General features: G+C 70.9%; 23 protein-coding genes, 1 pseudogene and 2 riboswitches. Of the genes and pseudogenes, 13 read left to right on the forward strand and 11 right to left on the reverse strand.

Features of this window, described 5'->3' with window-relative positions:
* The first annotated feature begins 61 nt into the window (after positions 1–61).
* Positions 62–1,012, forward strand: a complete 951-nt coding sequence (locus OG928_RS36510; RefSeq protein ID WP_331766288.1) for a slipin family protein — start codon at positions 62–64, stop codon at positions 1,010–1,012.
* Between the two features lie 50 nt (positions 1,013–1,062).
* Here OG928_RS36510 and OG928_RS36515 read toward each other — a convergent pair whose 3' ends face one another.
* Positions 1,063–1,188, reverse strand: coding sequence for a hypothetical protein (locus OG928_RS36515; protein ID WP_331768356.1), 126 nt, complete (start codon positions 1,186–1,188; stop codon positions 1,063–1,065).
* Positions 1,189–1,368: 180 nt separating this feature from the next.
* Here OG928_RS36515 and OG928_RS36520 point away from each other — a divergent pair, with 180 nt between their 5' ends.
* From OG928_RS36520 to OG928_RS36530, 3 genes are all read left to right on the forward strand, one after another.
* The gene (locus tag OG928_RS36520; RefSeq protein WP_331766289.1) at positions 1,369–1,731 is read left to right on the forward strand and encodes a cupin domain-containing protein; all 363 of its coding nucleotides are present in this window, start codon (positions 1,369–1,371) and stop codon (positions 1,729–1,731) included.
* A 167-nt stretch (positions 1,732–1,898) separates the two neighbouring features.
* A riboswitch (cobalamin riboswitch) is annotated at positions 1,899–1,973 on the forward strand.
* Between the two features lie 190 nt (positions 1,974–2,163).
* Positions 2,164–2,697 carry a flagellar hook-length control protein FliK gene (locus tag OG928_RS36525; protein ID WP_406291545.1) on the forward strand — a complete coding sequence of 178 codons (534 nt, stop codon included), beginning with the start codon at positions 2,164–2,166 and terminating at the stop codon, positions 2,695–2,697.
* 231 nt (positions 2,698–2,928) lie between these two features.
* Entirely contained in the window at positions 2,929–3,579 is a 651-nt protein-coding gene (locus tag OG928_RS36530) for a CatB-related O-acetyltransferase (protein WP_331766290.1), read from the forward strand.
* Between the two features lie 44 nt (positions 3,580–3,623).
* Here OG928_RS36530 and OG928_RS36535 read toward each other — a convergent pair.
* Both OG928_RS36535 and OG928_RS36540 read right to left on the reverse strand, forming a co-directional pair.
* Positions 3,624–3,797: pseudogene (locus OG928_RS36535) on the reverse strand (Lrp/AsnC ligand binding domain-containing protein); the annotation flags it as partial.
* 153 nt (positions 3,798–3,950) lie between these two features.
* The gene (locus OG928_RS36540) at positions 3,951–5,051 is read right to left on the reverse strand and encodes a peptidase (RefSeq protein ID WP_331766291.1); all 1,101 of its coding nucleotides are present in this window, start codon (positions 5,049–5,051) and stop codon (positions 3,951–3,953) included.
* Positions 5,052–5,182: 131 nt separating this feature from the next.
* Positions 5,183–5,318, reverse strand: a riboswitch (cobalamin riboswitch).
* Positions 5,319–5,726: 408 nt separating this feature from the next.
* Here OG928_RS36540 and OG928_RS36545 point away from each other — a divergent pair.
* The 4 genes from OG928_RS36545 to OG928_RS36560 are packed head-to-tail and all read left to right on the forward strand — an operon-like array spanning position 5,727 to position 10,435.
* Positions 5,727–6,566, forward strand: coding sequence for an SDR family oxidoreductase (locus OG928_RS36545; protein ID WP_331766292.1), 840 nt, complete (start codon positions 5,727–5,729; stop codon positions 6,564–6,566).
* Between the two features lie 7 nt (positions 6,567–6,573).
* The gene (locus OG928_RS36550; RefSeq protein ID WP_331766293.1) at positions 6,574–7,932 is read left to right on the forward strand and encodes an NAD(P)/FAD-dependent oxidoreductase; all 1,359 of its coding nucleotides are present in this window, start codon (positions 6,574–6,576) and stop codon (positions 7,930–7,932) included.
* A complete protein-coding gene (locus OG928_RS36555; RefSeq protein ID WP_331766294.1) occupies positions 7,929–9,419 on the forward strand; it encodes a cytochrome ubiquinol oxidase subunit I in 1,491 nt (496 codons plus the stop codon). Before OG928_RS36550 ends, OG928_RS36555 begins: the two co-directional genes overlap by 4 nt.
* On the forward strand, positions 9,416–10,435 hold the full coding sequence (locus tag OG928_RS36560) for a cytochrome d ubiquinol oxidase subunit II (protein ID WP_331766295.1): 1,020 nt from the start codon (positions 9,416–9,418) through the stop codon (positions 10,433–10,435). The genes OG928_RS36555 and OG928_RS36560 overlap by 4 nt, the downstream gene beginning before the upstream one ends.
* 120 nt (positions 10,436–10,555) lie before the next feature.
* Here OG928_RS36560 and OG928_RS36565 read toward each other — a convergent pair whose 3' ends face one another.
* From OG928_RS36565 to OG928_RS36575, 3 genes are all read right to left on the reverse strand, one after another.
* Positions 10,556–12,136: a GMC family oxidoreductase gene (locus OG928_RS36565; RefSeq protein ID WP_331766296.1), complete on the reverse strand. Its 1,581-nt coding sequence runs from the start codon at positions 12,134–12,136 to the stop codon at positions 10,556–10,558.
* Positions 12,137–12,207: 71 nt separating this feature from the next.
* Complete coding sequence (locus tag OG928_RS36570; protein WP_406291546.1) at positions 12,208–13,173, reverse strand: cyclase family protein; 966 nt, start codon at positions 13,171–13,173, stop codon at positions 12,208–12,210.
* On the reverse strand, positions 13,151–15,016 hold the full coding sequence (locus OG928_RS36575) for a glycoside hydrolase family 15 protein (protein WP_331766297.1): 1,866 nt from the start codon (positions 15,014–15,016) through the stop codon (positions 13,151–13,153). The genes OG928_RS36570 and OG928_RS36575 overlap by 23 nt, the downstream gene beginning before the upstream one ends.
* 219 nt (positions 15,017–15,235) lie before the next feature.
* Between OG928_RS36575 and OG928_RS36580 the strand changes: the two genes are divergently transcribed.
* From OG928_RS36580 to OG928_RS36595, 4 genes are all read left to right on the forward strand, one after another.
* Positions 15,236–16,192 carry a DUF389 domain-containing protein gene (locus OG928_RS36580; protein ID WP_331766298.1) on the forward strand — a complete coding sequence of 319 codons (957 nt, stop codon included), beginning with the start codon at positions 15,236–15,238 and terminating at the stop codon, positions 16,190–16,192.
* 197 nt (positions 16,193–16,389) lie between these two features.
* Complete coding sequence (locus OG928_RS36585) at positions 16,390–17,754, forward strand: chloride channel protein (RefSeq protein WP_331766299.1); 1,365 nt, start codon at positions 16,390–16,392, stop codon at positions 17,752–17,754.
* A gap of 79 nt (positions 17,755–17,833) precedes the next feature.
* Positions 17,834–18,760 carry an aldose 1-epimerase family protein gene (locus tag OG928_RS36590; protein ID WP_331766300.1) on the forward strand — a complete coding sequence of 309 codons (927 nt, stop codon included), beginning with the start codon at positions 17,834–17,836 and terminating at the stop codon, positions 18,758–18,760.
* 107 nt (positions 18,761–18,867) lie between these two features.
* On the forward strand, positions 18,868–19,932 hold the full coding sequence (locus OG928_RS36595) for an amidinotransferase (protein ID WP_331766301.1): 1,065 nt from the start codon (positions 18,868–18,870) through the stop codon (positions 19,930–19,932).
* Between the two features lie 65 nt (positions 19,933–19,997).
* Here the strand turns inward: OG928_RS36595 and OG928_RS36600 are convergent, their stop codons facing one another.
* The 5 genes from OG928_RS36600 to OG928_RS36620 all read right to left on the reverse strand — a co-directional run bounded on the left by OG928_RS36600 (position 19,998) and on the right by OG928_RS36620 (position 24,799).
* Positions 19,998–21,437 (reverse strand): hypothetical protein, encoded by a 1,440-nt coding sequence (locus tag OG928_RS36600; RefSeq protein ID WP_331766302.1) that lies wholly within the window; start codon positions 21,435–21,437, stop codon positions 19,998–20,000.
* Positions 21,386–21,973 carry a hypothetical protein gene (locus tag OG928_RS36605; RefSeq protein ID WP_331766303.1) on the reverse strand — a complete coding sequence of 196 codons (588 nt, stop codon included), beginning with the start codon at positions 21,971–21,973 and terminating at the stop codon, positions 21,386–21,388. The genes OG928_RS36600 and OG928_RS36605 overlap by 52 nt, the downstream gene beginning before the upstream one ends.
* A 128-nt stretch (positions 21,974–22,101) precedes the next feature.
* Positions 22,102–23,379, reverse strand: a complete 1,278-nt coding sequence (locus tag OG928_RS36610; protein WP_331766304.1) for a serine hydrolase domain-containing protein — start codon at positions 23,377–23,379, stop codon at positions 22,102–22,104.
* Positions 23,380–24,030: 651 nt separating this feature from the next.
* On the reverse strand, positions 24,031–24,258 hold the full coding sequence (locus tag OG928_RS36615; protein WP_331768357.1) for a hypothetical protein: 228 nt from the start codon (positions 24,256–24,258) through the stop codon (positions 24,031–24,033).
* 97 nt (positions 24,259–24,355) lie between these two features.
* Positions 24,356–24,799 (reverse strand): hypothetical protein, encoded by a 444-nt coding sequence (locus tag OG928_RS36620; protein WP_331766305.1) that lies wholly within the window; start codon positions 24,797–24,799, stop codon positions 24,356–24,358.
* Between the two features lie 603 nt (positions 24,800–25,402).
* On the opposite strand from OG928_RS36620, the gene rox reads away from it, so the two are divergent.
* On the forward strand, positions 25,403–26,947 hold the full coding sequence (gene rox, locus OG928_RS36625; RefSeq protein ID WP_331766306.1) for a rifampin monooxygenase: 1,545 nt from the start codon (positions 25,403–25,405) through the stop codon (positions 26,945–26,947).
* Positions 26,948–26,990: the final 43 nt, after the last annotated feature.

Below are 26,990 nucleotides of genomic sequence, written 5' to 3' on the forward strand. Positions count from 1 at the left end.
CACCAGGGCGCTCGGGGGCGCCCGCGTGCTCGGGGCAGTCGCTTCAGCACCGGAGTGGGCCATGACCGTGGCGCTCGTGATCATCATCATCGTCCTCGGCGGTATCGCCGCCCTTGCCGCGCTGCTCGCCGCGAGCGGCCTGCGCGTGATCCGTCAGTACGAGCGTGGCGTGGTTTTTCGCCTCGGCCGCGTGCAGGAGCCGATCCGCGAGGCCGGCCTGACCCGGATCGTGCCGATCGTGGACCGCCTGCGGAAGGTCAACACCCAGATCGTGACGATGCCGATTCCCGCCCAGGACGGCATCACCCGCGACAACGTCACCGTGCGCGTCGACGCCGTCGTGTACTTCCGGGTGCACGACCCGGTCAAGGCGACGGTCGTGGTGCAGGACTACAACTTCGCGGTGGCACAGGTCGCCCAGACCTCGCTGCGGTCGATCATCGGCAAGAGCGAACTGGACGACCTGCTGTCCAACCGTGAGGCGCTCAATCAGGGTCTGGCCATCATGATCGACTCCCCCGCGGTGGGTTGGGGCGTGGAGATCGACCGCGTGGAGATCAAGGACGTGGCGTTGCCGGAGTCCATGAAGCGTTCGATGTCGCGGCAGGCCGAGGCCGAGCGCGAGCGGCGGTCGCGGATCATCACGGCCGACGGCGAGTTCCAGGCGTCACGCAAGCTCGCGTCCGCGGCGAACGTGATGGCGACCAGCCCCGCCGCGCTGCAACTGCGGCTGCTCCAGACCATCGTCGAGGTCGCGGCCGAGAAGAACTCGACCGTCGTGCTGCCCTTCCCGGTGGAACTCCTGCGCTTCCTCGAACACGCGACCACTCCCCCGGAGACCCGACCGGCCACCGACCGCAAGACCACCTGGACCGGGGAGACCCCGACCTACGCGCGGCAACCGATGCCGTCCCATCCGCACCACGTGAAGAACCGACACACCCACCGCGCGACCGCCGCACCGATGACACCCGCCGGCTCCGCGGACACCTCGAACCCCAACCCGGGCTGAGCGTCGTCCCGCACGTGCGCGCAGCCGACCGGCGGCCGCTACCGAGGCGGCTACGGCGCTGCCTCGGTGCGCACTTGTCTACGGCGGTGCATGTGGTCGGCGTGCGCGCCGCCGCCGACCGCGCCCAGGCCGTCCAGGGTCGGGCAGCCGACGCCGGCGGTGAAGTCCCCACGCACCAAACTCCGGCACGGGCCGGGGGCTGTCTCGGGCCGGTCGGGTTTCGGCGAGGTCGCCTGGTCCACCGGAGGGACGTAGCGTGAAGACAGCGGGGATTCGGTACCTCATTTTCGAGATGTCGGCGGCCGATCGTCCGACACCCGGCCGCGATCGACGTCTCCCGACCGAAGGAGGAGACCATGTCCGGTCTCGTCCGTAAGAATTTCGCGTCCCCCGAGGAGACCCGCCCGTTCGAAGCGGACATGGGCAAGGTCGATCTCGTCGCCCTCGATGCCATTCCCGTGGGTCGGGGCACGTTCAACCCGGGCTGGCGCTGGTCGAAGCACGTGAAGCCGATCGCCGGGACCGACAGTTGTCAGGCGTCCCACGTCGGCTTGACGCTCTCGGGACGCATGCACATCGTCATGGACGACGGTGAGGAAATGGAGTTCGGCCCCGGAGACCTCATGGTCTGCCCGGCCGGACACGACGCGTGGGTCGTCGGCGACGAACCGTGCGTGGTCCTCGACTGGGCCGGCTTCGGCGACTACGCCAAGCGATAGCCCTTCGACACACCGCGCGAGGACCACGGCGCTTCGAGTTCTCATGGCGTGACGAAGGGCACCGCGGATCGCTCGTGCGAGCCGTTGTACGACGGGTGGGGCATCTCGTACGCTCCGCAGGCCACTCCCTCTCGGAGTAGGCGACAACCGCATAGTTCGGAGCCCAGGGGAAGCCGGTCGAAATCCGGCGCTGACCCGCAACCGTAGGCGGTGGCCGACAGGCCGCCGCGAGTCGGAATGCCTGGGCTCGTACGACTTGAAGGCTCCAGCTGTCGTGGACTGCACGCTGAAGCCCGGATTTTCACGTCCGGCGATCCCTCGTCGGCGGGATGCCGGGACTCGGTGGTCCCGGGAGGAACCCCTCGCCCGACCCGGTCGGCACCGGTTTGTTTCGCCGCCCGCGTCGGCATCCGTCGCACGAAGGGAAGCCACGTGAGGTTTCGTGGGAACAAGGCTCGAACAGGTCGGCTTGTCGGGGCACTTGCCCTCCTGCTGCTGCCCGCCACGGCGCAGATCGCGGTGTCGGCACCGGCCGCGTACGCGGTGGACACCACCAAGGGCTCCGCCGGCGTATGCCCGAACGCCAACGGCGTGACCGTGGTCGTCGACTTCCAGGAACTCGGCGGCACGACGCTCGTGCGCTGCGCACCGGGCGATCAGGCCACCGGTCTCGCCGCCCTCAAGAACGCCGGGTTCCAGATCCAGGGCACGAGCCGGTGGGGCGAGGCGTTCATCTGCCGGATCGAGGGCAAGCCCGGCACGGACACCGAGCCGTGCGTCAACACCCCGCCGGCTTCCGCGTATTGGTCCTACTGGCACGCGCCGAACAACGGCACCTGGACATACAGCTCGTGGGGTGCCACCAACCGCAAGCCCCCGCTGGGCAGCTTCGAGGGCTGGTCGTTCTCCAAGGACAAGACCTCGACCACCAACCCGCCGCCACGCGTGGCACCCACGCGCCCATAACACCCGTGAGCCGGTAGAGCCCGGTAGAGCCGCCCCGACCGCCCCGGACCGAAGGGGGCGGAACCCGGGGCGGCTTGTCCCCGCCACCGACATCCGCAAGGGACCGGCCGGCGGCGTCGTCGACGCCTCGAACTCGCACGGCGAACTGCCCACCACCGGCCAACTGCGCGACCTCACCGCAGGCGAGCGATACTGGTGAGCTCGCGTGTTCAACCCAAGGAGCAGCTCGCCATGCCTGTGCCCGCCGACCCGACGGTGGTCCATCCGATGCCCGGTCAGCCGCGGGTGGTGCTGCTCAGGCCGCTGGTGAAGTCCCCGTTGATCGAGGTCGGGGAGTACTCCTACTACGACGATCCGGACGACCCGACCGCGTTCGAGACGCGCAACGTGCTCTACCACTACGGGCCGGAGAAGCTGGTCATCGGCAAATTCTGCGCACTGGGCACGGGCGTACGGTTCATCATGAACGGCGCCAACCACCGCATGGACGGCCCCTCGACCTTCCCTTTTCCGACCATGGGCGGCTCGTGGGCCGAGCATTTCGACCTGCTCACCGGCCTGCCGAGTCGTGGTGACACCGTCGTCGGCAACGACGTCTGGTTCGGCTACGACACCAAGGTGATGCCCGGCGTACGGATCGGACACGGCGCGATCATCGGCTCCGGCGCCGTGGTCACCACAGACGTGCCCGACTACGGGGTCGTCGGCGGCAACCCCGCCCGTCCCATCCGCACCCGCTACAACGACCGGGACGTCGCCCGACTGCTGGCGGTGGCCTGGTGGGACTGGCCCGCGGAGCACATCACCGACAACGTGCGGACGATCATGTCGGGCAGCATCACCGAACTCGAAGCCGCCGCCCCGGACACCCGTCACATGTGACCCGGACACGCGAGCGGGCACGCCACCGGCACACCGGAGACTCGCTACTCGGGTAGTGGGCGATCGTCGACGACGTGCTTCATGACCATGGTGGAGGTCAGGCGCTGGACGCCCGGCAGGGTGGCCGGCCGCTGGTCGTAGAGCTGCTGGAAGGCGGCCAGGTCGGCGGTGGCGACGCGCAGGAGGTAGTCGGGTTCACCGAACAGACGCTGAGCCTGGGGACCACTCGCCTCCCGGTCCCGGCTGCGGGCGCGCCGGCCTTACGCGATCGGTCCGAAGTGCCCGGCCGAGGGGCCGGGCACTCCGAAGCGCACGCATGACGCGTCGGCGTCCCGGTCATCGGACCGACGGCCGGTGCCCGCCCTGTCGCGTCAGGTCGCGGAATCGGGGCAGTGCGGCGTCGGGGCGTCGGGGCGGGCGCCCTGGGCGGTCAGGTCGGCGAAGCCGGTGCCGGCCAGGCCCAGGACTGCCTGGGCCGTGGCCCGAGTGGCGGTGGACGGGTCGAACCCGCCGGCGTCGTAGGCGATCGCGCCTCGGGTGGCCGACGTGGCCGAGCAGCCGACCTGGCGCTCGGTCAGGAAGTGCCGTGCGGTCAGACCGGGGAGCAGACGCCACGAGGAGAGCAGGGCCTGGCCGGCCAGGCCGGTGCTGTTCGCGTTCGACGTGGTCGCGCCCGGTGTGCCGAATCCGCCGTCCGCGAGCTGGTGGGCGACCAGCCATTGCACGCCGGCCGCCGCCTCCTGGGGTCGGCCGGTGGCCGCGAGCGCCTGGACGCTCATGGCCGTCGAGTCCGCGTCGCTGGTGCAGGTGGGCAGGCCGAAGTCGAGCGGGAACCCGCCGTCGGCGCAGTGGGCGCCGGCGAGGAAGCTCACCGCGGCGGCGGGTGCGCCGGCGGGGGTGCGGTCCAGCGCCAAGAGCGCGAGGGACTGGCTGAAGGCGTTGCTGTAGTCGCCCCAGGGGGACGTGTCGGTGAACCGGCCGGAGGGCTGTTGCAGGGAGCGCAGCCGGGCCGGGAGATCCACGCCACCGAAGGTGTTGGGGTCCACCCGGCGTACCTCGGCGGCGAGGAGGGTCTTCGCGGTGGCCCCGGCGTAGGCGTTGGTGGTGCCGTCGCCGATGTAGCCGGACAGGATCTCGGGCCGCGCGAGCCACGCGGTGGCCTTGGCTCCGTTGTGGTCGGCCACGCCCGCTGCGGCGAAGGCCAGGATCGCGTCGATGGTCAGGCCGTGGTCGGGGTAGGTCACACCGTCGAAGGTGACCTCGAAGCGTTCGCCGTCGACGAGTTGCCGGGCCAGCCAACCGGCCGCCGCCTGGGTGCGTTGGCCGGCGAGAACGGATGCGTTCGTCGCCGGCGTCGAACCGGTCGTGGTGGGGGCGGCCACGGCGGCGGCCGGGATCAGGGCGGTCGCGGCGGCCAGGGCCAGTCCGCCGAACAGCGCGGCTATCCGGCGTCCGGGTCGGGTGAGCGTCACGGTGGTGCCTTTCCGGGCCCACGGCGCGGCAGGCCCGGCGGATCCGCCGTCCGAGGGGTCGCGGCCCGAGGGCGGCACGGTCCCGGCGCGGGGGCGCGAGGGCTCCGCCCCGCAGACCACGACGGGGAATGGAGACGAGACGCTCCGACGACAGGCATTCGGGCTCGCCGTCGGGAGGGACGGACCACCGTTGCGGGTCAGCGCCGGAATCACACCGGACTTCCCCTGCCGTCGGAGATGTTGCGGGCCACCACACCGGTGACCGGAACGAGTCGCGGCGTCCGGAAAGGGCCACCGCAGGTATTCGGCGTCCCCGGTGTGAGGACGTCCCGCACTCTACGGACTGCCTGCCCGGGGAGGAACTCCCTTTCCGGCCAAGGAGTTCGTCCCGCTTCGACGAACGGCCCCGACGGCGACAGCGGTTCGAGCCATCGAGGGCCGGCGACTTCGTCCAAAAGCCGTCACCGTGAACGGCGGAACGAGCCGAGGAAGCGGCACGCGGGCCGGACCTGCCCGCGTCGGTCCTTGCGCCGCGCGAGGCCGGGGTCTTGCGCCGTCGGAGGGACACGGCTGTTCCGATCGGGTGGGCGATGCGCGTCGCTCGGCGCCGGACAGGGCGCCGCCGGAGAGGGTGATGCTTCGGTAGCGCCTTGCCCGCGACGATGGGAGAACGCGATGACCACAGGTGTGGACGGGCCCGGGCGGCCGGTGTTGCCGCCCATTCTCAGAGGGCAGAAAGCGCTGGTGACGGGGGCGAACTCCGGCATCGGCAAGGCGACCGCGATCGGACTGGGGCAGGCGGGCGCCGACGTGGTCGTGAACTACGTCGTCGGCCGGGAGGATGCCGAGGAGGTGGTCCGCGAGATCGAGTCCTTCGGCGTGCGGGCGTACGCGCACGAGGCGGACGTCTCGCAGGAGGACCAGGTCGTCGCGATGGTCGCGCGCATGGTCGAGGAGTTCGGCACGATCGACATCATGGTGGCCAACGCCGGGCTCCAGCGGGACGCCGCCTTCACCGAGATGTCGCTCGCCCAGTGGCGGAAGGTCCTGGACGTCAACCTCACCGGCCAGTTCCTGTGCGCCCGGGAGGCGGCCAAGGAGTTCCTGCGCCGCGGCGTCGTCCCGGAGATCTCCCGCTCGGCGGGAAAGATCGTCTGCATGAGCTCGGTGCACCAGATCATCCCGTGGTCGGGCCATGTGAACTACGCCGCCTCGAAGGGCGGCGTCCTGATGCTGATGCAGACCCTCGCGCAGGAACTCGCCCCGCACGGGATCCGGGTCAACGCGATCGCCCCGGGCGCGATCCGCACCCCGATCAACCGCAGCGCGTGGGACACCGCCGAGGCGGAGGCCGATCTCCTCAAGCTGATCCCCTACCGCCGGGTCGGCGATCCGGCGGACATCGCCGACGCGGTGACCGCCCTGGTTTCCGACCTGATGGACTACGTCGTCGGCGCCACGATCTACGTCGACGGCGGCATGACGCTCTTCCCCGGCTTCGCCACCGGGGGGTGACGGCGTCGTGGACGACCACGTGACCCCACGCCGGGTGGTGATCCTCGGCGGCGGCTTCGCCGGACTGTTCGCCGTACGGGCCCTGCGCAGCGCCCCGGTCGCGGTGACCCTGGTCGACCGCTGCGCGCACCACCTGTTCCAGCCGCTGCTGTACCAGTGCGCCTCGGGCATCCTGTCCGAGGGCCAGATCGCGCAGCCGCTGCGTGCCGTCCTGCGCCGGCACGACCAGGTACGTTGCGTGGAAGCCACGGCGACCGACGTGGACGTCACCCGGCGGGTCGTGCACGCCGAGCGGCCGGACGGCGGCGCCCTCGCCCTCCCCTACGACGACCTGATCGTGGGGATCGGCGTGCGCCAGTCGTACTTCGGGCACGACGAGTTCGCGGCCCACGCCCCGGGCATGAAGACGCTGGAAGACGCGTTGAACGTGCGGAGCAAGCTCTACCGCGCGTTCGAGACGGCGGAGGCAAGCGACGACGAACACGAGCGCGCGCAATGGCTCACCTTCGCCCTGGTGGGGGCCGGCCCGACCGGGGTCGAGCTGGCCGGCCAGATTCGTGAGATCGCCGGTCACACGCTCAATCGGGAGTTCTCCACCATCGACCCGAGTCGAGCCCGGGTGCTGCTCTTCGACGCGTCGGACGCGGTACTCGCCGCCTTCGGCCCCGTCCTGTCCCGTCGGGCCGCGCGCACCCTGGACGATCTGGGCGTGGAGGTGCGCCTGGGGTCGATCGTCACCCACGTGGACGACCGGGGCCTGATCGTCCGCCGCAAGGACGGCGGCCTGGAGCGGGTGGACGCTCGCACGGTGCTGTGGACGGCCGGGGTCGAGGCACCGCCGCTGGCGACGGCGCTGGCCAGGGCGACCGGAGCGGAGCAGGACCGGGCGGGACGCATCCGGGTCGAGCCCGACCTCACGATCGCGGGTCATCCGGAGATCCGGGTGGTCGGCGACCTGATGAGCCTGGAGAAGCTGCCCGGTCTGGCCGAGGTCGCGATGCAGAGCGGCGCGTACGCCGGCCGCCGGATCCGCCACGCCGTCGAGGGACGGACCGGCAAGGCGCGTCCGTTCCGATACCTGGACCTCGGCAGCGCCGCGTACATCTGCCGCGGCAAAGCGGTCGTCAAGATGGGCCGGTTCCACGCGTCCGGGCTGATCGGCTGGCTGATCTGGCTGTTCATCCACATCGTGTTCCTCACCGGCTTCCGCAGCCGGATCGGGGCACTGCTCAGTTGGGCGGTGGTCTTCACCACCGGATCCCGCCGCGAACGCGCGTTCATCGCGCCCGACCCGCCGCCCGTCCAGCCCTCCGGTCCGTCGGGGGACCCCGGGGTGCCCCGGCACGAGCCATCGAGGCCCGCATGAACCTCGCGACACAGATGCTGGCCGAAGCACCGGAACAGATGCTTCCCGCAAGGGAGTTGATGGCCTTCACCCTGGGCACCCACATCACCCTGGTGCCGTTGGGTGTGGCACTGCCTTTGATCACGCTGGTGATGCACCATCGGGGCCTGCGCAAGAACGACCCGGTGGCCATGCTGCTGGCCCGGCGCTGGTCCGCCGTCATGGCCGTCCAGTTCGCGGTCGGCATCGTCACCGGCACGGTCCTGTCATTCGAGTTCGGGCTGCTGTGGCCGGGCATGATGGGCCGGTGGGGCGACGTTTTCGGCATCGGATTCGGTGTGGAGGCATGGGCCTTCTTCCTCGAGGCGATCCTGATCGCGATCTACCTGTACGGCTGGCGGCGGCTGAAGCCGTGGACGCACTTCTGGCTCGGCGTCCCGCTGCCGCTGACGGCGCTGCTCGGCGCGTTCGGGATCATCGCCGCCAACGCCTGGATGAACACCCCGGCGGGCTTCACCCTCGACTCGGCCGGCAAGCCCGTGAACGTCGATGTCCGATCGGCGATCTTCACGCCGATGCTCGGACCCCAGTACTGGCATTTCGTGGTCGCGATGTTCCTGACCGCCGGCTACGTCGTGGCCGGCGTCTACGCGGTCGGCTGGCTGCGCGGTCGCCGCGACCGCTACCACCGGCTCGGGTTCCGGGTGCCGTTCACGATCGCCGCCGTCCTCACCCCCGTACAGTTCATGCTCGGCGACTCCATCACCCGTTCGATCTTCCACAAGCAGCCCATCAAGTTCGCCGCCGCGGAACTCGTCTGGGACACCGACACCCACGTACCCGAGTACTTGTTCGGCCGTCTGCAATCGGACGGAAGTGTCAAGGGGGGCCTCAAGATCCCCCAACTCGACTCCATCCTGGCCGGCTTCAGCCCCGACACCAAGGTGACCGGGCTGACCGCCGTGCCGGCCTCCGACCGCCCCACCCCGACCCAGGCGACGATCGTGCACTGGGCCTTCGACATCATGGCGACCATCGGCAGCCTGCTGATCCTGCTGGCGCTGTGGTACGGCTGGTGCTGGTTGCGCCACCGTGACCTGCCGCGGTCACGGTGGTTCTTCCGATGCGCCGCCGTCGCGGGTGCGGCCAGTGTGCTGACCGTGGAGTGCGGTTGGATCACCACCGAGGTGGGTCGACAGCCCTGGATCGTCTACCAGAACATGCGGGTCTCCGAAGCGGTGACGCCGACCCGGGCCGCCACGCTGTGGACCGTGTTCGCCGTCGTCGCGGTGGTCTACGTCCTCGTCTTCGGCGCGTTCCTCGGCGTACTGCTCAAGATGCGCAGCCGTTGGCGGCTCGCCGACTCGGGGGCCGCACGCGCGTTGGCCGACGGGCCCGAGAGCGACACCCCGTACGGTCCACGCGCGGAACTCGTCACCACCGGCCCGAAGTCCCCGCCGCCGCTCGCCGAACCGGGCAGCGGCCGAGACCCCGGGAGCGTGTCGTGACCGCCGACATCGTCGCCTGGATCCTGCTGCTGGTGGTCGCCGCGTACGTCTGTGGCGGTGGTGTCGACTACGGCGCGGGGTTCTGGGACCTGCTGGCCGGCGGTGCGGAGCGCGGAAAGGCCCCGCGCCGGCTGATCGACCACGCGATGGCACCGGTGTGGGAGGTCAACAACGTCTGGCTGATCTTCGTCCTGATCCTCATGTGGACCGGCTTCCCGGTGTTCTTCCAGACGGTGTTCACCGCGCTGTGGCTCCCGCTGGCGCTGGCCGCCGTCGGCATGGTCCTGCGCGGCGCCGGGTTCGCGCTGCGCAAGCCCACCCGGCGACTGGCCGAACGCCGGATCTACGGTGCCGTGTTCGCCGTCTCCTCCCTGCTCACCCCGTTCTTTCTGGGTGCCGCCGCGGGCGGCGTCGCCTCCGGCCGGGTCAAGCCGGGCACCACCGCTTCGGCCGACGCCTGGGCCAGTACGACCTCGATCGTCGCCGGACTGCTCACCGTCGCGGCCACCGCGTTTCTCGGCGCGGTGTTCCTCACCGCGGACGCGCGCCGCTTCGACGCCCACGACCTGATCGGCTACTTCCGGGTGCGCGCCTGGATCAGCATCGGAGCCCTCGTGGTCATCGGTGCGATCGGCCTGGCCGTGACCGACGAGCAAGCCTCGTACGTTCATCACGGCCTCACCCACGGGATCGGGCTCCTGCTGGTGCTCGTCGCCGCGGTTGCCGTGGTCGCCACGGCCTGGCTGGTCTCCCGCCGAAACGCCGGATGGGCGCGGTACACCTCGGTGGCCTCGGTGGCATTGGTGGTCGCCGCCTGGGGATTCGCTCAGCGTCCCTATCTGCTGCCGACCTCGCTGACCGTGCAAGAGGCAGCGGGAGCGACCGCGTCACTGCGGTGGATGCTCTTCGTCGCGCTCATCGCCGCCGTGCTGATCGGTCCGGCGCTGGTCGTGCTGTATCGCCTCGACACACACGGAGTGCTGGAACCGCTGACCGACGAGGACGTCGGGGAGTGACGGCTCCGCCGCACCGAACCGGGCGGCCCGCGGTATGCCCGATGCCGACGGCCGCCGGCCGCCGGCCACGATGGTTCTCGACCTGATCCTGATCGGTCTCGCGTTCCTCGATCGGGGCGCTCAACCCAGGCGTTCCGCCAGGTGGTCGCCGACCCGCAGGGCGTTCGCGATGGCGGTCAGCGAGGGATTGACCGCGCCGATGCTCGGGAAGAAGCTCGTGTCCACGACGTACAGGTTGTCGAGGTCGTGGGCCTTGCAGTTCACGTCGAGCGCCGAACTCCGCGGATCGGTGCCGAATCGGACGGTGCCCGCCTGGTGCGCGGTGGCGCCGATCGGCATCCCCTTGTGCAGGTAGAGGCTGTGCGGGAGCAGGTGGTGCGGGTGCATCCCCAGGTGTCCGAGGTTGCCCTGGAGCTTGTGCTGCAGGCGCTCCAGTCCCTTGATGTTGTTCTTCTCGTCCAGGGCGAGGTGGATCCCGCCCTGGTCGTCCAGGGTGACGCGGTTCTCGGGCTGCGGGAGGTCCTCCCCGCAGAGCCAGAAGTCCACGGCGTGGTGGGCCAATACCTCGAAGGGCATGTTCGGCGAGGCCATCCCGGCCCAGCGCGGTGCCTCGCCGCGGATCTGGTCGGAGTCCGACTTGCCCAGCATCTGGATGCCGCCGAGCGGATAGTCCCAGTCGTCCGCGCCCAGGTACCAGTCGTTCATGGCGAGGGTCTTCTGGAACAGGGTGTCGTTCGGTTCCTTCGAAACCGCCATCAGCGCGAGGTTGTTGTGCCGCATGTAGTGGCGACCGACCACGTCCGAGCTGTTCGCCAACCCGCCCGGATGCCGCTCGTTCGCCGAACGCAGCAGCAGCGCCGCGGAGTTCACCGCTCCACAGGCGACCACGACGATGTCGGAACGGAACCGGGCGGTCGTCCCGTCCTCCAACTCGGCCACCACCGTGGTGACGCTTCGCCCGCTCGGATCGGTCTCCAGCCGCCGCACGTTGGTGCCGGTTTCCATCCGCACGTTGGGGTACTCCAGCGCGGGGTCGACGCAGATCACCTGCGCGTCCGCCTTGCCGCGCACCAGGCAGGGAAAGCCGTCCACCCGGTTGCAGCGGATGCACACACTCTCGTGGGTGGCCCGCCCGTGCTCGTCCTGTGTGAGGTTCACGCCGATGGGCAGGTGGAACGGGTGCAGTCCGCGTTTCTCCATGTCGTCGCTGAGCTGCTGGATCCGCGGTTCGTGTTGTACCGGTGGATAGGCGTACTGCGCACTGGCCGGACCCTCACTGGGGTCCTCCCCGTGGCGGCCGTGCACGAGGTAGAGGTGCTCGGCCCGCGTGTAGTAGGGCTCCATGTCCTCGTAGCGGATCGGCCACGCGGGGGAGAGGCCGCCGTGGTGGCGCAGTTCGCCGAAGTCCTCGGGGCGCAGGCGGAACAGCGCCGCGCCGTAGAACTTGGTGTTCCCGCCGACGTAGTAGTTGACCTCGGGCGGGAATCGGTCGCCGTGTTTGTCGAACCAGAACTCCGGGGCGCGGTACTTCCCCTTGACGAAGACCGCGGTCGATTCCCAGTTGTCCCGTTCCCGGGGGAGGTAGCCGCCGCGTTCCAGGATCAGGACGCGTTTGCCGGTGGAGGCGAGCCGGTGGGCGAGTGTGCCGCCGCCGGCACCGGTGCCGATGATGATGACGTCGTAGTGCTCGTTGTCGGCCATGTCGCCACCTCTGGGTCGTGGGTCGTGGGTCGTGGGTCGTCGGGCGAACGCGTCCGCCGGCGGGCCGCCGGTCACAGGATCGCGATGGGATTGACGGGTGAGCCGGTCGCCGCGGGAAGCCGAAGTGGCGCGACCACGCAGAGGAAGGACCAGCGGCGCTCCCGCTCGCAGAGGGGCACCAGGTCCTCGAACTGCAGGTAGTCGAGGAGGTGGAGCCCGAGGGCGTGGACGGCCAGTACGTGCACGGGGAAGTCGACGCCGTCCGTGACGCTCGGGGCGGTGTCGTTGTTGCCGTCGCCGCCCAGGGCCGCCACCCGGCGCGCGGCCAGGAACTCCATCGCGTTCGGATGCAGTCCGGCTCGGCTGTGCGCGGCGTCCCACGGCCCGGTCTCGGTGCGTCGGCGGCGGTGGCCGACCCGGACGAACAGCAGGTCGCCCGGGCCCACGTGCACCTGTTGGGCGTGCTCGGCGGCGACGAGGTCGTCGGCGCTCACGTGGTCGCCCGGTTCGAGCCAGGGCACCTCGCGCAGCCGCGGGATGTCGAGCAGGACGCCACGGCCGACGATCCCGTTCCCGGCCAGGTCGACGGAGAGCGCCGTGGCGCCGTCGATGGTGAGGGTGGCCGCGGGGACTCCGCCGTGCAGGGTGCCGTCGTAGACGACGTGGCAGAGCGCGTCGAGATGGCTGTCGGCGTCGCCGTGCACGTGCATGCCGAAGTGGTCGGTGGCGAAGTGGAGTCCGGTGCCGTCGGCGGCCGGCTCGGGCCGGCTGGTCAACCGGTGGCCGGCCGGGTGCGGATTGTCGGGTCCGGGCCGCGTCTCCACCGGTGCGGCGAGCGTGACGGTACGACCCGAGCGGACCTCCGTCGCGGCGGCGCGGACCGTCTCCGGGGTGATGGCGGCCAGGGCGCCCCGCCCGCCGCTCGGGTCGACGGCCTGCGCGCGCAGGCGTTCGTAAAGGGCCCTGAACTCGATCCGGCTCTGCATCGGATGCCGGTTCCGGTGCGGTCGACCGTCAGGCCGGGTCGGCGTGCCCATGGGCATCGTTCCTCGCGCCGCCTCGACCGCGCGCGCGGTCGAGGGCCTCGTCCAGGGTGCAGGCGGCGGTGATCAGCGACAGGTGGGTGAACGCCTGTGGGAAGTTCCCCAGTTGCTCGCCGCTGGGGCCCACCTCCTCGGCGAAGAGGCCGACGTGGTTGGCGTAGGTGAGCATCTTCTGGAACGTGTACCGGGCAGGGCGCAGGCGTCCGGCCCGCGCGAGCGCGTCCACGTAGAGGAAGGTGCACAGGCTGAACGTGCCCTCGGAGCCGCGCAGGCCGTCCGGAGAGGCGGCCGGGTCGTACCGGTAGACCAGGCTGTCGGAGACCAGCGTGCGGTCCATGGCGTCCAGGGTGGAGAGCCAGGACGGATCCTTGGGCGCGACGAAGCCGACCCGGGGCATCAGCAGCAGCGACGCGTCCAGGATGGCGTCCCCGCCGTAGTGTTGGACGTAGGCCCGAGCGGACTCGCTCCAGCCGCGTGCCATGACCTGTTCGAGGATGGCGTCGCGGGCCTCGGTCCAGCGGACGGTGTCGGCGGGTCGGCTGAACTGGGTCGCCATGCGCAGGCCGCGGTCGAAGGCCGCCCAGCACATGACCCGGCTGTAGGTGAAGTCCTTGCGTCCGCCGCGGGTTTCCCAGATGCCCTCGTCGGGCCGGTCCCAGGAATCGGCCAGCCAGTCGAGGGTGCGAGTCATGACCTTCCAGCCGCGGTAGCCGGCCTGGGTGGCGATCTCGCGTCCCTCCGACAGGGCGTAGAGGGCCTCGCCGTAGATGTCCAGCTGCAACTGGTCGGAAGCCGCGTTGCCGAGCCGCACCGGCGCGGACCCGCGGTAGCCCTCGAGGTGGTCGAGGATCTCTTCCGTCACCAGCGGCTCACCATCGACCCGGTACATGATCTGGAGCGGCTCCCCGTCCCGCCCGGCCGCCTCCCGGAGCCGGGCACCGAGCCAGTGCGTGAAGTCCGTCGCCTCCTCGACGAAGCCGAGGTCGAGCAGGGCCCGGACGGAGAGCGACCCGTCACGCACCCAGGTGTAGCGGTAGTCCCAGTTGCGCTCGCCGCCGACCTGTTCGGGCAGGCCCATCGTGGCCGCGGCCACCGGTGCGCCGGTGGGGGCGTAGGTGAGCAGCTTGAGGGTGATGGCGGAGCGATTGACCATTTCGGACCAGCGGCCGCGGTAGTTGGAGCCGTGTACCCATTGCTGCCAGAAGTCGGCGGCGTCCCACAGTTGCTCGGTGACCCCGGTGACCGTGGGCGGCGGCGGAGCCTCGCCGTCGGCGTCGCAGACGGTGAAGACGGCCGCCGCCTCCTGGCCGACGCTCAAGGTGATCGAACCCCTCAGATCGTCGCCGTCCCGCTCCAGCGGAAAACTGCTCTGGAGGTAGGCGGTGATGCCCGGGGCCCGGAACACGGCACCGTCGGCTGCCAGGTCGAGTCGGTGGGCGGCCCGGCCGTAGTCGAAGCGCGGCCGGCATTCCAGGTCGAACCGCACGGTGCCGCGCACCGTGCGCGCGGTGCGGATCAGGGTGTGCCGGTCGCTGGGCGTACGGCTGTTGTTCGGCGGCATCCAGTCGATCACCTCGCCGACGCCGTCCGGGGACATGAACCTGGTCACCAAAAGCGCGGTGTCGGGGTAGTACAGCTGCTTGCAGGTGCCTGCCGAGGCGTCCGGGCCCAGTCGGAAGAAACCGCCCCGATCGTGGTCGAGCAAGGCCGCGAAAATGCTGGGGGAGTCGAACCTGGGCGCCGCGAACCAGTCGACGACCCCCTGTGAGGAAACCAGCGCGGCGGTCTGCAGATCGCCGATCAGGCCGTGTTCCGCGATGGGAGGGTAGCGGTCCATGAGCCTCCAATCTCAGACAGGTCCCTACCCGACTCACTATCCGGCAGGCGCCGGGGTCCTGCCTTTCGGAGCCGCCCGGGCGCGGCACGAGGGTCCCGATTGCCGAACAGCACGCCCTCTGCGTTAGCTGGAGAGAACCACGCGACGAACCCGTTTCCGGCGCGTCCGGCCCGCGACCGGACAGAGGGTGACGGGCGTCCGGAATCCCGGAGGTTCAGGATGGACATGATCCATGTCCGTGCCGTGAGCCCGCCCGACCTCACCGGCGAGGTCGTCGCCCTGCTCGCCGGCGATCCGTGCGTCCTCAACCTGATCGTCCAGCCCGGCGCCGCGCGCAACCCGGACGGAGACGCCATCGCGTGCGACGTGCTCACCGGGGCGGCGAACGACGTCCTGCGCGGCCTTCGCGCGATGCGGCTCGACCGCCGGGGTTCCATCGTCATCGAACCGGTGGACATGGCCTTCTCGGGCCGGGCCGTCGACGCCGGACCGCGGAATCTCGGGCCGCTGGCCCATACGCCCGTCTGGGAGCAGGTCGAGGCACGGATCCGCGCCGAGGGGACGTACGCGCCGAGCTTCTTTCTCTATCTGGTCGTCGCGGGGCTGATCGGCTCGGTCGGGATCGTCACCAACTCGCAGATCCTGATCGTCGCGGCCATGGTCGTCGGCCCCGAGTACGGGGCGATCGTCAGCGTCGCGCTGGGTATCGACCAACACGATCGGACCAGAATCCGGCGGGGCCTGCGCGCGCTGTCCGTGGGCTTCGTTCTGGCGATCGTCGCCACGCTGCTCTTCAGCCTCCTCATCCGCGGATTCAGCCTCGAGTCGAGGGCGTTCAGGCTGGGACTGCGGCCGGTTTCCAACCTCATCGACACACCCGATTTCTTCTCGGTCGCCGTCGCGACACTGGCCGGGATCGTCGGCATCGTCTCGCTCACCGAGGCGAGGACGAGCGCCCTGCTCGGCGTGTTCATCTCGGTCACCACGATCCCGGCAGCCGCCGACGTCGGTGTCTCCGTCGCGTTCGCCAGTTGGAGCGAGGCACGGGGATCGTTCGTCCAGCTGCTGGTCAACATCGTGGTGCTGATCGTGGTGGGCACCGCCACGCTCCGCTGCCAGCGGAGGATCTGGCGGAGGGTCGGTCTGCGCCGCGGGCGACCCGGCCGGCGGCCGTAGCCACGACGCGCGGGGCCGCCCGCGGGCCGGAGCCCCCGGTGGCGGCTCGGCCGCGGTCGGATTGGGCCGTGTGGATGACGGTGCGGGAATCACCGGAGCGCCGCGGGCGATGCGCCCCGGCCCGCCGCTGCCGCGTGGTACCACGTCCCAAAGGCTTGTGAACCGACGCCTTCGCGGTGGGTTCCGATGAGGAGACGATGAGAGTGTCGGCCACGCCTGCCGGAGTGCCCGAAACCGTGCCACCGGATCCCTTCGCGCCGGTCCGTGCCCGCGGCTACGTGGGGCTTTTGGTGCTGACGGCGGCTCTCGGGGTCCCGATCTCGGCGGCGGCGTTCGGATTCCTCGCCCTCGTCTCCCGACTCGAGTCGCTGACGTACACCGACCTGCCCAAGGCCCTGGGCTTCGACGGCACGCCCTCGTGGTGGCCGGTGCCGCTGCTCGCCGCGGCGGGTCTGCTGGTCGCGCTGATCATTCGCCATTTGCCGGGGGAAGGCGGGCACAAGCCGGCCGAGGGCCTCGCCGCGACAGGCGCCCCGTCCGCGATGGAACTGCCCGGTATCGCGCTCGCGGCGGTGATTTCCCTCGGGCTCGGCGTGGTCCTCGGGCCCGAGGCGCCGCTCATCGCCCTCGGCGGCGGCCTCGCCGTGTTCGGCGCACGGCTGGTGAAGCGGGACATCGAGCCGAAGGCGAGCGCCATCGTGGGCGCCGCCGGGAGCTTCGCCGCCATCAGCGCGCTGCTGGGATCGCCGCTCCTGGGGGCGTTCCTGCTGATGGAGGCGTCGGGCCTCGGCGGGCCGATGCTCGGGATGGTGCTGGTGCCGGGCCTGCTGGCGGCCGGCATCGGTTCGCTCGTCTTCATCGGTCTGGGCTCGTGGACCGGCCTGGGCACGTACTCCCTGGCCCTTGGCGACGTACCCCAGGCCGATGTGCCGGATTTCGCGGCATTCGGCTGGGCCCTCGTCATCGGGCCGGCGGCGGCCTTGCTCGGCACGGGCATCCATCGGGGCGCCGTCTACCTGCAGGCGCGGGTCGAGCGGCGGAGGGTGCCGGTCACGGTGGCCATGGGGGTAATCGTCGGAGTGTCCGCGCTCGTGTATGCCGAAGGGTCGGGATACGACGCGTCGGGGGTGCTGTACTCGGGGCAGCACGCGCTGGACCCACTGCTCGCCGAGAGCGCCGGATACTCGGTGGGCGCGCTTGTGCTGCTCGTCTTCTGCAAGTCGGTGGCGTACTGCGTGTCACTGAGCGGCTTCCGCGGAGGTGCCGTCTTTCCCTCGATGTTCGTGGGCGCGGCGGGCGGGATCGCCCTGTCCCATCTCCCCGGGCTGGACGTGACGTCCGGATTCGCGATGGGTATCGGCGCCATGTGCGTGGCGATGCTGAAACTCCCGATGACCTCGGTGCTGCTGGCCACTCTGCTGCTGGGGTCGGAGGGGCTTACCGTCATGCCGCTCGTGATCGTCGCGGTCGTGGTCTCCTACGTCGTCTCGCTCAGACTCACCCCGGCGCCCGCCGGCCCGCCCACCGCCTCGCCCGCCGACGGGCAGACCGGCCGGTCCTAGCCGGTACCGCGCCCGTTCCGGTGTGCGGGGCCGTTCGCGCCGTGTACACCGGACCCGGAACCCGATGTGGAGGCCGATTGTGTCCGAGAGTCCGACAGGGCGGCAGATCGTGCTGCGCAAGGGCGAGCAGACCGCCGTCGTCGTGGAGCTCGGCGGTGCGCTGCGCGGCTACTCGGTCGGCGGACGGCCGGTGCTGGACGGCTTCTCCGCCGACGAGCCAATCGTGGGAGGCCGTGGCCAGCTCCTCGTACCGTGGCCGAACCGGATCGGCGGAGGACGATACCGCTGGAACGGCGAAGAGCTCCGACTCCCCCTGACCGAGCCGGAACAGGGCAACGCCATCCATGGGCTGCTGCGCTGGACGTCCTGGCAGGTCGTGGAACAGCGGGAGGATCGCGTACTTCTCGGGGTCACGCTCTGGCCGCAGCCGGGCTACCCGTTCCACCTCCACGTCCGGGTGGAGTACGCGCTCGGGGCAGCAGGGCTGGCGGTGGCCGTGGTTGCCCGGAACCTCGGGGCCGGCGCGGCGCCCTACGGTGTCGGCCAGCACCCCTACCTCACCGTGGGCACCGACCTGGTGGACGACGCGGTGCTCGCCCTCCCGGCCCGGAAATGGCTTCCGGCCGACGACCTGGGCATGCCCGCCGCGGCCGAACCGGTGGCCGGCACACCTTTCGACTTCCGCACGCCGAGGGCCGTCGGCACACAGCGCCTGGACACGGCCTTCGCCGAGCTGGAGCGGGACTCCTCCGGCCTTGCCGTGGTGCGGCTCGCGCACCCCTCGGGGTCGCACGGCACCGACCTGTGGCTCGGCGAAGGAGTGGAGTTCGTACAGGCGTACACGGGAGACACGCTCCCTGAACCGGCTCGACGCAAGGGCATCGCGGTAGAGCCGATGTCATGCCCGGCGGACGCGTTCCGGAGCCGTACCGGCCTGGTGGAACTCGAACCCGGTGCCGAGCACTCCCTCCGATGGGGCCTGCGTGCGTGGGACGAGAAGCACTGACCCCGGCCGCGCCCACACGGCCACGCCGGATCCGGTCCGCGGCACCGGCCCATCCGCGTGGCCCTGCACGAGATGCCGGCAGCGGGGGTCGCGGGCACGATGAGGAAATGCGTCACGACCCGCGGCCCGCCGAACCGACCACTCGACGCTCCACCCGGGTGGGCTCGGACAACGAGTGGGATCCGCTGGAGGAATGCGTGGTCGGGACCGCCCACCGATCGATGTTCCCGGCCGAGGACGCACGCATGATCCGTGCCACCATGCCCCGCGAGCACTGGCACCGGTTCGTCGCCGGGAACCCGTTCCCGGCCGACATCGTCGACAACGCCCAGCGGGAACTCGACGGGCTGGCCGCCCTGCTGGAGAGTCGCGGCGTATGCGTCCACCGTCCGCACGCCGTGGACTGGTCGCGGCTCGGCGGCTACACCGCGGCGATGCCCCGGGACGGATTCCTGGTGGTGGGCGATCGGATCGTCGAAGCCCCCATGGCCTGGCGCAGCCGACGCAACGAGCTGTCGGCCTATCTGCCACTGATCCGCGCATACGAGCAGGACGGGGCGACCTGGGTGCCCTCGGGCGTCTCCCGCGACAGCGCCTGCCTGTTGGACGGTGCGGCGGGCCCCCACGACGGCTGGGCGATCAACGACTCCCGGCCCGCGTGGGACGCCGCCGACTTCCTGCGCCTGGGCGGGGGAATCGTCGTCGGCCAGCTCAGCCACGTGACCAACCGCTCCGGGGTGGAGCACCTGCGGGAGCGCCTCGGACCCGGGTATCGAGTCCAGCTGTTGGAACCGGACGACCCGCACGCGATGCACATCGACGCCAGTCTGTGCCCGCTCAGGGAAGGTCTGGCCCTGTACAACCCGGACCGTCTCACCCCGCGGGCGCTGCGGCACACTCCCCTGCGCGACTGGCAGTTGCTGCCCGCCCCGGCGCCGAAGCGCCGCTCCCGGCCGCCGCTGTACATGACCAGCCCCTGGATCAGCATGAACCTGCTCGTGCTCGGGCCGGAACACGTGCTGGTGGAAGCCGCCGACGAGGACATGTGCGCGCTGCTCGAACGCTTGGGCTACCAGCCGCTCCGCTGTCCCTTCCGGCACGTGCAGAGCCTGGGCGGTTCGTTCCACTGCGCTACCCTCGACATCCGTCGGCGCAGTGACCGGCACCGGTGACGGTCCCGCCCGGGCCGCTCGGCGGTTCGCGAGCGGCCCGGGCGCCGGGTCCACCCTTCTTCCGATCAGCCCGGTCCGTCGCCCCGCTCGACCAAGTCCCAGGCGTGGGCGAACAGTTCGGGCAGGGTCGACCGCCGGGTCGGGGTGGACCAGACCTCGTGGCCGATCAACCGCACGCCGAGCAGGTTCGCCTTCCACACCTCCATCGGCCACAGCTGCTTGCGGGCCTTGGCCCAGTCGCCCGGCAGGAAGACCCCGCGACCGGCGCGCGGCCGCTTGTCCGCGACCACCGCACCGGCCGTCACCAGCGCGGCCGCGGCCTGCCGGTGGCGGGCGGCGTTCCAGCCGTTCCAGAGGCGGATCCGACGGTCGGTCGGCCGTTCCAGCGCGAGCAGTTGCAGGTACAGCGCGGCGGCGTCGGCATCCACCCCGAGCGCCTTCTCCACCCGCGCGACGGTCTCGGGCGCGCTCAGGGTCGGGTCGGTCTCGTACCCGCCCGCCGGCAGCCCGTCGCCGGTGACCCGGTCCACCACCCGCGCACACCAGTCGCCGCGCAGCATGTCCACGACGTCGCGGACGTCCGAGGAGCCGGAGGCGACCTCGCGCAGCAGCGCCGAACGCTCGTCGTCGCCGTAGTGGGCCGGGCGGAAGTACAGGCGCGTGGTCGGCCGCGGGTCGCGCTCGGTGGGCTCGCCGATGGTGGCGATGGTCAGGCCGTCGTCGAAGCTCGCCGCCGCGAGCGGGATCGGACCGACGTAGGGCCGCTCGCCGAACAGGGCGCGCAGGCGGTCGACGCGGTCGTGCAAGCGCGGAGTGTAACCGGCGTTCAACAGCAGTCCCGGGTGGTCGAGTCGAGCCCGGAGCGCGGCCACCACGGCGGGCAGCCCGGCGCGGACCGGATCCCCGGCGGGCAACTCGGCGTAGACGACCGGCAGTGCGCCGGCGAGTGCCTTGAGGAACTCCTCGAACCAGCGGACGCCCTGTTCCTCGCTGGTGGAGTACGCCCCACCGGTTCCGTTTTCCAGCCAGGGGTCGTGATCCCGGCTGGTCAGCGGGTGCGTGTCGGGGGCCAGGAAGGCGGCGCAGATCTGGGCGGCGGGGGTGTGCAGGGTGACGTGGGTGAGCTCGGCCAGTACGGCGAGGGTCTCCTCCGGTGCCGCGACCGCGCGCCCGAACCGGGCCTGCCAGGCGGCGCAGATCCGGTCCGCGAGCGCAGCCGGGCCGGCCGGCTCCCACAGCTCGGCCGGATCGTCGGGCAGCACGTGCGCGAACAGTTCCAGCCGGTCGAGCTCGGTCAGCCGACCCAACTCCTGGTATGCGGCGCCCGCTTCGGCGAGGCCGAGCCCGAGCACCCGGCGCTGATCGGGATCGAGGGGTGGCAGCGTGCGGATCCCGCCGGCATCGCCGGTCAGCAGCAGCGCCGCCCCCGCCCGGGACAGGCCGGTCTCCGCGCTCACCCGCCGGGCCGCCGCGGCGTCCCAGGCGATCGGCCCGCGCTCGCGCACCAGCGCGACGAGCGGCGCAACTGCCGCGCGTCGCCCCAGCCGCGCGCGACCTCGACCCAGTCGGCCGGCTCGCCGAACTCGGGCGGATCGGCGTCCCCGGTGCGCACCTGGAGGACGTCGCAGCGGCCGTCGCGCGGCCACGACGTCGCGATGGTGGCCCCTCGCTCGTCGCGCACGGCCTTGGCGTCGGCGCGCGCGACACCCGTGCGCAGCCGCGCCGTCGGGTCGGCGAGCGGCGTGTCCGCCCAGACGTCGAGCAGTCCGAGCAGGGCCTCCCGGTGCTCGGCCCTGGTCGCGGGTGCCGCCGCGCGCAGGGCGATCGCGCCGATCCGGCCGATGAACGGTGGCCAGGACCCGTCGCCGACGGTGCCCGGTCCGTCCGCACCGGCCGGTGGGTCCCAGGTACCGGCGAGGTAGCCGCCGACCCGCTCGAAGCCCCCGAGCACGTCTCGGTACCACATCCCTCCGCCGGTGACCAGGCCCGACAACGCCGAGGAGAGCCACTGATCCCGAGGATCAACCTTCGTAAGTGCCATGGCGACATCTCTATCGCGTTGCGCCGACGCCGCCACCGGTGCCCTCGATCCGACCGGCCGGATCACATCTCGAGATCGTCCTGAGCCGGGAGCAGGCCCGGATCACGTCCCGGGCCCAGTGGGCAGGTTCAGCGCAACCGGCGGTATCGAGGTTCCCCGATGCCGCCGGAGCTTTGGGCGGCGGGCTGTGGGAGGTCGTACACGTTGGCCGGGGTGACGATGCCGGTGATCGCCTTGGCCAGGATCGTGGGCAGTTCGTTGTCCTGGTACGAGATGTCGGAGTTGACCAGGATCACCAGGGTGGCCTGCTGCGCGGGGAGGTAGACGGTCAGGCTCTGGTAGCCGGGCAGCGAGCCGTTGTGGCCGAGCCAGCCGTTGACGTCGAAGATCCCGAGTCCGTACTTCAGCGTGGGAATGGCCGTCGGGAGGGTCTTGAGCCGCTCGGCCTGGGTCGCCGGGCTGAGCAGGGTGCCGGTGGCGAGGTCGACGGCCCACTTCCGCAGGTCCTGGAGGTCGGAGATCATCCCACCGGCCGCCCAGCCCCAACTGGGGTTCCAATCGGTGGCGTCGGCGGTCTCACCGGTGGGGGTCTGCTGGGTGTAGCCGTGGGCGTGCGGCTCGGGGAACTCGGCCCCGCGCGGGAGGAACGTGTGGTCCAGGTGGCTCGGCTTCGCGATCCGAGTCCGGATGAAGTCGGCCAGGCTGCTCCCGCTCACCTTCTCGACCACCAGGCCGAGCAGGATCGTGTTGGTGTTGGAGTACTGGCCCTCCTGTCCCGGCGGGAAGAGGTTGGGGTGCCGAAACGCGTAGCCGAGCAGTTCCTCGGGGGTGAAGGGACGCTTGGGATCGGCCAGGAGAGTCGCGACGAAGTCCGGGTCCGCGGAGTACGGGAAGAGACCGCTGCGCATCTCGGCGAGCTGACGCAGGGTGATGTGGTCCCCGTCGGGAACACCGGCCACGTACGCGGAGATCGGGTCGTCCAAGCCGATCAGACCGTCGTCGACCAGTTCCAGCATGGCCGTGACGGTGAAGGTCTTGGTCTCGCTGCCGATGCGCATGTTCAGGCGCTCGGTCATCGGCGCGCCGGTGGCCGTGTCGGCGACGCCGAAGGACTTGACGTAGTCGCCCTTTCCGGGCATCCACAATCCGACGATCGCGCCGGGGATACCCGCCTCGCGCATCTTCTGTTGGATGGTCCGGTCCAGCTCGGCCCGCACCTTGGGACTCAGCCGCTTCGGCGGGCAGTTGCGGTCGCCTGAGTCGCACGACACCGAAACCGCCTCGGTGCCGGACGGAGCCGATGCCTGCGCCGGGCCGACCGGAAGCAGGCCGGCCACGGTGACGGCGGCCACTGCGAGGCCGCGGGAGGCCAGGGCGGGCCAGCGATGTGGGAACGGTCGACTCATGTCCTGCGGCCTCTTCTTCCTCGTCCGTCTGTACCCGACCCCGCGATCTTCGGCGACGGCAGCCCTTTCGGGAGCTTCGAACGGCCTACCAATCGGGTGATAAAGGTCGAATTCCCCCGTATGGCGCAGGTGGCAGCGAGGGCCCCGAGGTCGCACGAATGGCTCTCCGATGCGGCACGGTGGGGCAGGATCGTCGTGATCCGGCTCCGACCCTTGCGAGGCTGGGCGTCGTGGACGACAGCGGACAGCGTCATGGTTTGTGTGCGGTGTTCGACGAGGCGGCCGAGGTGTACGACCGCACCAGGCCGGTCTGCCCGTCGCAGATGTTCGATGACCTGGTCAGCCGTGCCGGGCTCGCCCCCGGAGACCGGGTGGTCGAGGTCGGCTGTGGCACCGGCCAGGCAACCGTGCCCCTGGCGGAGCGGGGGCCGGCCGTCACGGCCGTCGAACTGGGCGCCGGGCCGGCGGCCGTCGCCCGGCGCCGATTGGCCGGCTTCGCCTCCACCCGAGTGCTGACCACTCCCGTGCCGGACAGCCGGGTGTCGACGGAGAACGCGAGCCCGTTCTCGACGGGCGACTCGACGGGAGAGAGTCCGGTATCCCTCGGCGCGGCCACGCCGAGGGCACCGGACCGGGTCGCGGACGAAGGCCCTACGGCGTGGCCGCCGAGGGCGTTGCTTCATCCCCGTCGAGGGCGATGGCGGCGCCGGCCGCCGGGTCGGTGTCGGCCGGACTCGGCGCGCCGCCGACGAGGCCGGTCTCCGGGCCCGCGGCGGACTCGGCGGGCTCGGCTGCCGCAGCGGCCGGGGTGGCCGGGGCGGAGCGCGCGGCTTCGGCGCGCACCAGGGCGTTCAGGGCCGCGTAGACGTCAAAAGGCATGGCGGGTACTCCCGTGTTCGCGGGGCTGAGGAAGCGATCGCGGCACGCCGGCGCGACCCACCGCGGGATGCGGCGGGCACACGTCGGCGGGGATGCCTCAGCAGCGCAGGACGACGGTCCGCGCGGGTGCTCCCCCGGGTGCGGTCGGGCCAGTCCGGGCCGCGACTTCGACGGCCTCGGTCGCGCCGGCGATCCGGACCCCGATCGTCTCCACGACGGCGGAAGCCGATGAAGCGGTCGACAGGTGTCGCGGCCGCGAGGCGCCCACCGTGCACGGGGTCCCGACCGCCGACCCGTGCCGGCCGCCGGGATCCCCGGTCGGCGCGTCGGCCTGCGCGAAGCGGTCACCGGGCGCGTCGCCGACGACGGGAACCACGCTCTGCCGAAGGGCACTTGCGGAGCACCGATCGGTGTCCGGCACGATCAGGTGCCTGGCGCCGGGTGTGCGGGTCGCGTGCAGCAGGGACAGCAACGCGATGAGCACGATCGCACAGAACACGCCGTACCGCGTGGAACCACCACCGGTCGCGACGCGCCCCATCCTGACCTCCCTCGGAACAGCTCTCCGAGACAACCCCCGATTCCGACCGACGGCACGCCACCCGCGCCGAGAACCCCACGATTTCACCCGATCCGGCGAATACGCGCCCACGGCGGCCACACCGTGTCCACACACCGGTCCGTGCCGAGCTCCACGCGTCGCCGTGTCGCGGCGTGTTCGCCGTCGCGGCCGTCGCAGCCGGCGGATCGGCGGATCGGCGGATCGGCGGATCGGCGGATCGGCGGATCGGCGAGCCTCCACCCTCGGAATCGACAACAGACCACGCAGGTCAGCCCGAGACCACTATTTCTGGGGGGTCCGGGCCCAAGCCCTCGGTTGTCGTGAACCCACGGGAAACTGGGCCCTCCGCTCGCGAACGTGTCCCCAGCCGTCAGGTGGCCGGATGATCACGTGGCCGGGAAAGGGTTGGACGGGGTGATGTTCGGGCTTGTAGCTTGCAATGGACCGTGACACCGCCCGAGGAGGTGAGACCCATGAACGCAGTATCGACGTGGGTGCTCCCCCTTCCCGTCGCGGCCGGCGATTGACGTAGGTGTCGCCGGGAGCGCCTCCACAACAAGGCACTCCCGAAAGGCAACACCCATGGACTCTCCACAATTCACCGCCGAGCCGTCGTCGAACGATGCGGTCGAGCGCGACTTCACCGTGAGCGACGTCCCCGGACTCCGGTCGCCGACCTCCGGCGCCGATCGTGCGCCCCTCATGTTCGACGTGATCATTGCCGGGTGCGGGCCGACCGGCGCGATGCTGGCCGCCGAACTGCGGCTGCACGATGTGCGGGTACTCGTTCTGGAGAAGGAAACCGAGCCCGTGTCGTTCGTCCGCATCGTCGGTCTGCACATTCGCAGTCTCGAGCTGATGGCAATGCGCGGACTGCTGGATCGCATTCGCGAACACGGAAGACAGCGTCCGGCCGGCGGATTCTTCGCCGCCATCAACAAACCCGCGCCCCAGGGCCTGGATTCCGCGCACGCCTATCTGCTGGGCATCCCGCAGCCGGTCATCGTTCACCTGCTCGAAGAACATGCGACCCAACTGGGTGCGCAGGTCCGGCGCGGTTGCGCGGTGGTCGATTTCGAGCAGGACGACGAGGGTGTGACCGTCGAATTGGCCGACGGCGAACAGCTGCGTTCGCGCTATCTCGTCGGCTGCGACGGCGGGCGCAGTACGGTGCGCAAACTGCTCGGCGTCGGCTTCCCCGGCGAGCCCTCACGGACCGAGACGCTGATGGGCGAGATGGAAGTGGGCGTGCCGCAGGAGGAGATCGCCGCCAAGGTGACCGAAATCGGCGAGACCAACAAGCGATTCTGGCTCCGGCCCTTCGGCGAAGGGGCATATAGCGTCCTAGTCCCCGTCGCGGGAGTCAGCGATCGCGCGGAACCACCCACCCTCGAGGATTTCAAACAACAGCTGCGCACCATCGCCGGAACCGATTTCGGCGTGCACTCCCCGCGCTGGTTGTCCCGCTTCGGCGATGCCACCCGGCTGGCCGAACGTTATCGAGTCGGGCGGGTACTGCTGGCCGGCGATGCGGCACACATCCATCCACCCACCGGAGGACAGGGCCTCAACCTCGGCGTTCAGGACGCGTTCAACCTCGGCTGGAAGCTGGCCGCACAGATCCGCGGCTGGGCGCCGGAAACACTGCTGGACACCTACCAGGCCGAACGTCATCCGGTCGCCGAGGACGTGCTGGACAACACCCGCGCCCAGATGGAACTGCACTCCACCGAACCGGGCCCGCAGGCCGTGCGCAGGCTGCTCACCGAACTCATGGACTTCGACGAGGTGAACCGCCATCTGATCGAGAAGATCACCGCGATCGGCATCCGCTACGACTTCGGCGAAGGCCCCGACCTGCTCGGCCGCCGCCTGCGCGACATCGACGTGAAACAGGGCCACCTCTACGGTCTGCTGCACCGCGGCCGCGGCCTGCTGCTGGACCGCACCGAACGCCTGACCGTCGGCGGCTGGTCGGACCGGGTCGATTACCTCGCGGATCCCACTGCGGTACTGGATGTTCCGTGCGTCCTGCTGCGCCCCGACGGGCACGTCGCCTGGATCGGCGACGATCAACAGGACCTGGACGACCACCTCTCCCGCTGGTTCGGCAAGCCCGCCAACTGATTTCGCCCGCCTTGGTCTCGGCGGCGCGGGTGCCGGCGACCGC

The organism is Embleya sp. NBC_00896, assembly GCF_045207785.1.
GTDB lineage: Bacteria > Actinomycetota > Actinomycetes > Streptomycetales > Streptomycetaceae > Embleya.

What these genes read in the sequence shown, in the direction of transcription:
- rox (WP_331766306.1), top strand. Translation starts at nt 25,403, where the DNA reads ATGGACTCTCCACAATTCACCGCCGAGCCGTCGTCGAACGATGCGGTC.
- OG928_RS36555 (WP_331766294.1), top strand. Translation starts at nt 7,929, where the DNA reads ATGAACCTCGCGACACAGATGCTGGCCGAAGCACCGGAACAGATGCTT.
- OG928_RS36585 (WP_331766299.1), top strand. Translation starts at nt 16,390, where the DNA reads ATGAGAGTGTCGGCCACGCCTGCCGGAGTGCCCGAAACCGTGCCACCG.
- OG928_RS36620 (WP_331766305.1), bottom strand. Translation starts at nt 24,799, where the DNA reads ATGGGGCGCGTCGCGACCGGTGGTGGTTCCACGCGGTACGGCGTGTTC.
- OG928_RS36580 (WP_331766298.1), top strand. Translation starts at nt 15,236, where the DNA reads ATGGACATGATCCATGTCCGTGCCGTGAGCCCGCCCGACCTCACCGGC.
- OG928_RS36605 (WP_331766303.1), bottom strand. Translation starts at nt 21,973, where the DNA reads ATGGCACTTACGAAGGTTGATCCTCGGGATCAGTGGCTCTCCTCGGCG.
- OG928_RS36530 (WP_331766290.1), top strand. Translation starts at nt 2,929, where the DNA reads ATGCCTGTGCCCGCCGACCCGACGGTGGTCCATCCGATGCCCGGTCAG.
- OG928_RS36570 (WP_406291546.1), bottom strand. Translation starts at nt 13,173, where the DNA reads ATGGGCACGCCGACCCGGCCTGACGGTCGACCGCACCGGAACCGGCAT.
- OG928_RS36510 (WP_331766288.1), top strand. Translation starts at nt 62, where the DNA reads ATGACCGTGGCGCTCGTGATCATCATCATCGTCCTCGGCGGTATCGCC.
- OG928_RS36545 (WP_331766292.1), top strand. Translation starts at nt 5,727, where the DNA reads ATGACCACAGGTGTGGACGGGCCCGGGCGGCCGGTGTTGCCGCCCATT.
- OG928_RS36615 (WP_331768357.1), bottom strand. Translation starts at nt 24,258, where the DNA reads ATGCCTTTTGACGTCTACGCGGCCCTGAACGCCCTGGTGCGCGCCGAA.
- OG928_RS36595 (WP_331766301.1), top strand. Translation starts at nt 18,868, where the DNA reads ATGCGTCACGACCCGCGGCCCGCCGAACCGACCACTCGACGCTCCACC.
- OG928_RS36575 (WP_331766297.1), bottom strand. Translation starts at nt 15,016, where the DNA reads ATGGACCGCTACCCTCCCATCGCGGAACACGGCCTGATCGGCGATCTG.
- OG928_RS36565 (WP_331766296.1), bottom strand. Translation starts at nt 12,136, where the DNA reads ATGGCCGACAACGAGCACTACGACGTCATCATCATCGGCACCGGTGCC.
- OG928_RS36520 (WP_331766289.1), top strand. Translation starts at nt 1,369, where the DNA reads ATGTCCGGTCTCGTCCGTAAGAATTTCGCGTCCCCCGAGGAGACCCGC.
- OG928_RS36610 (WP_331766304.1), bottom strand. Translation starts at nt 23,379, where the DNA reads ATGAGTCGACCGTTCCCACATCGCTGGCCCGCCCTGGCCTCCCGCGGC.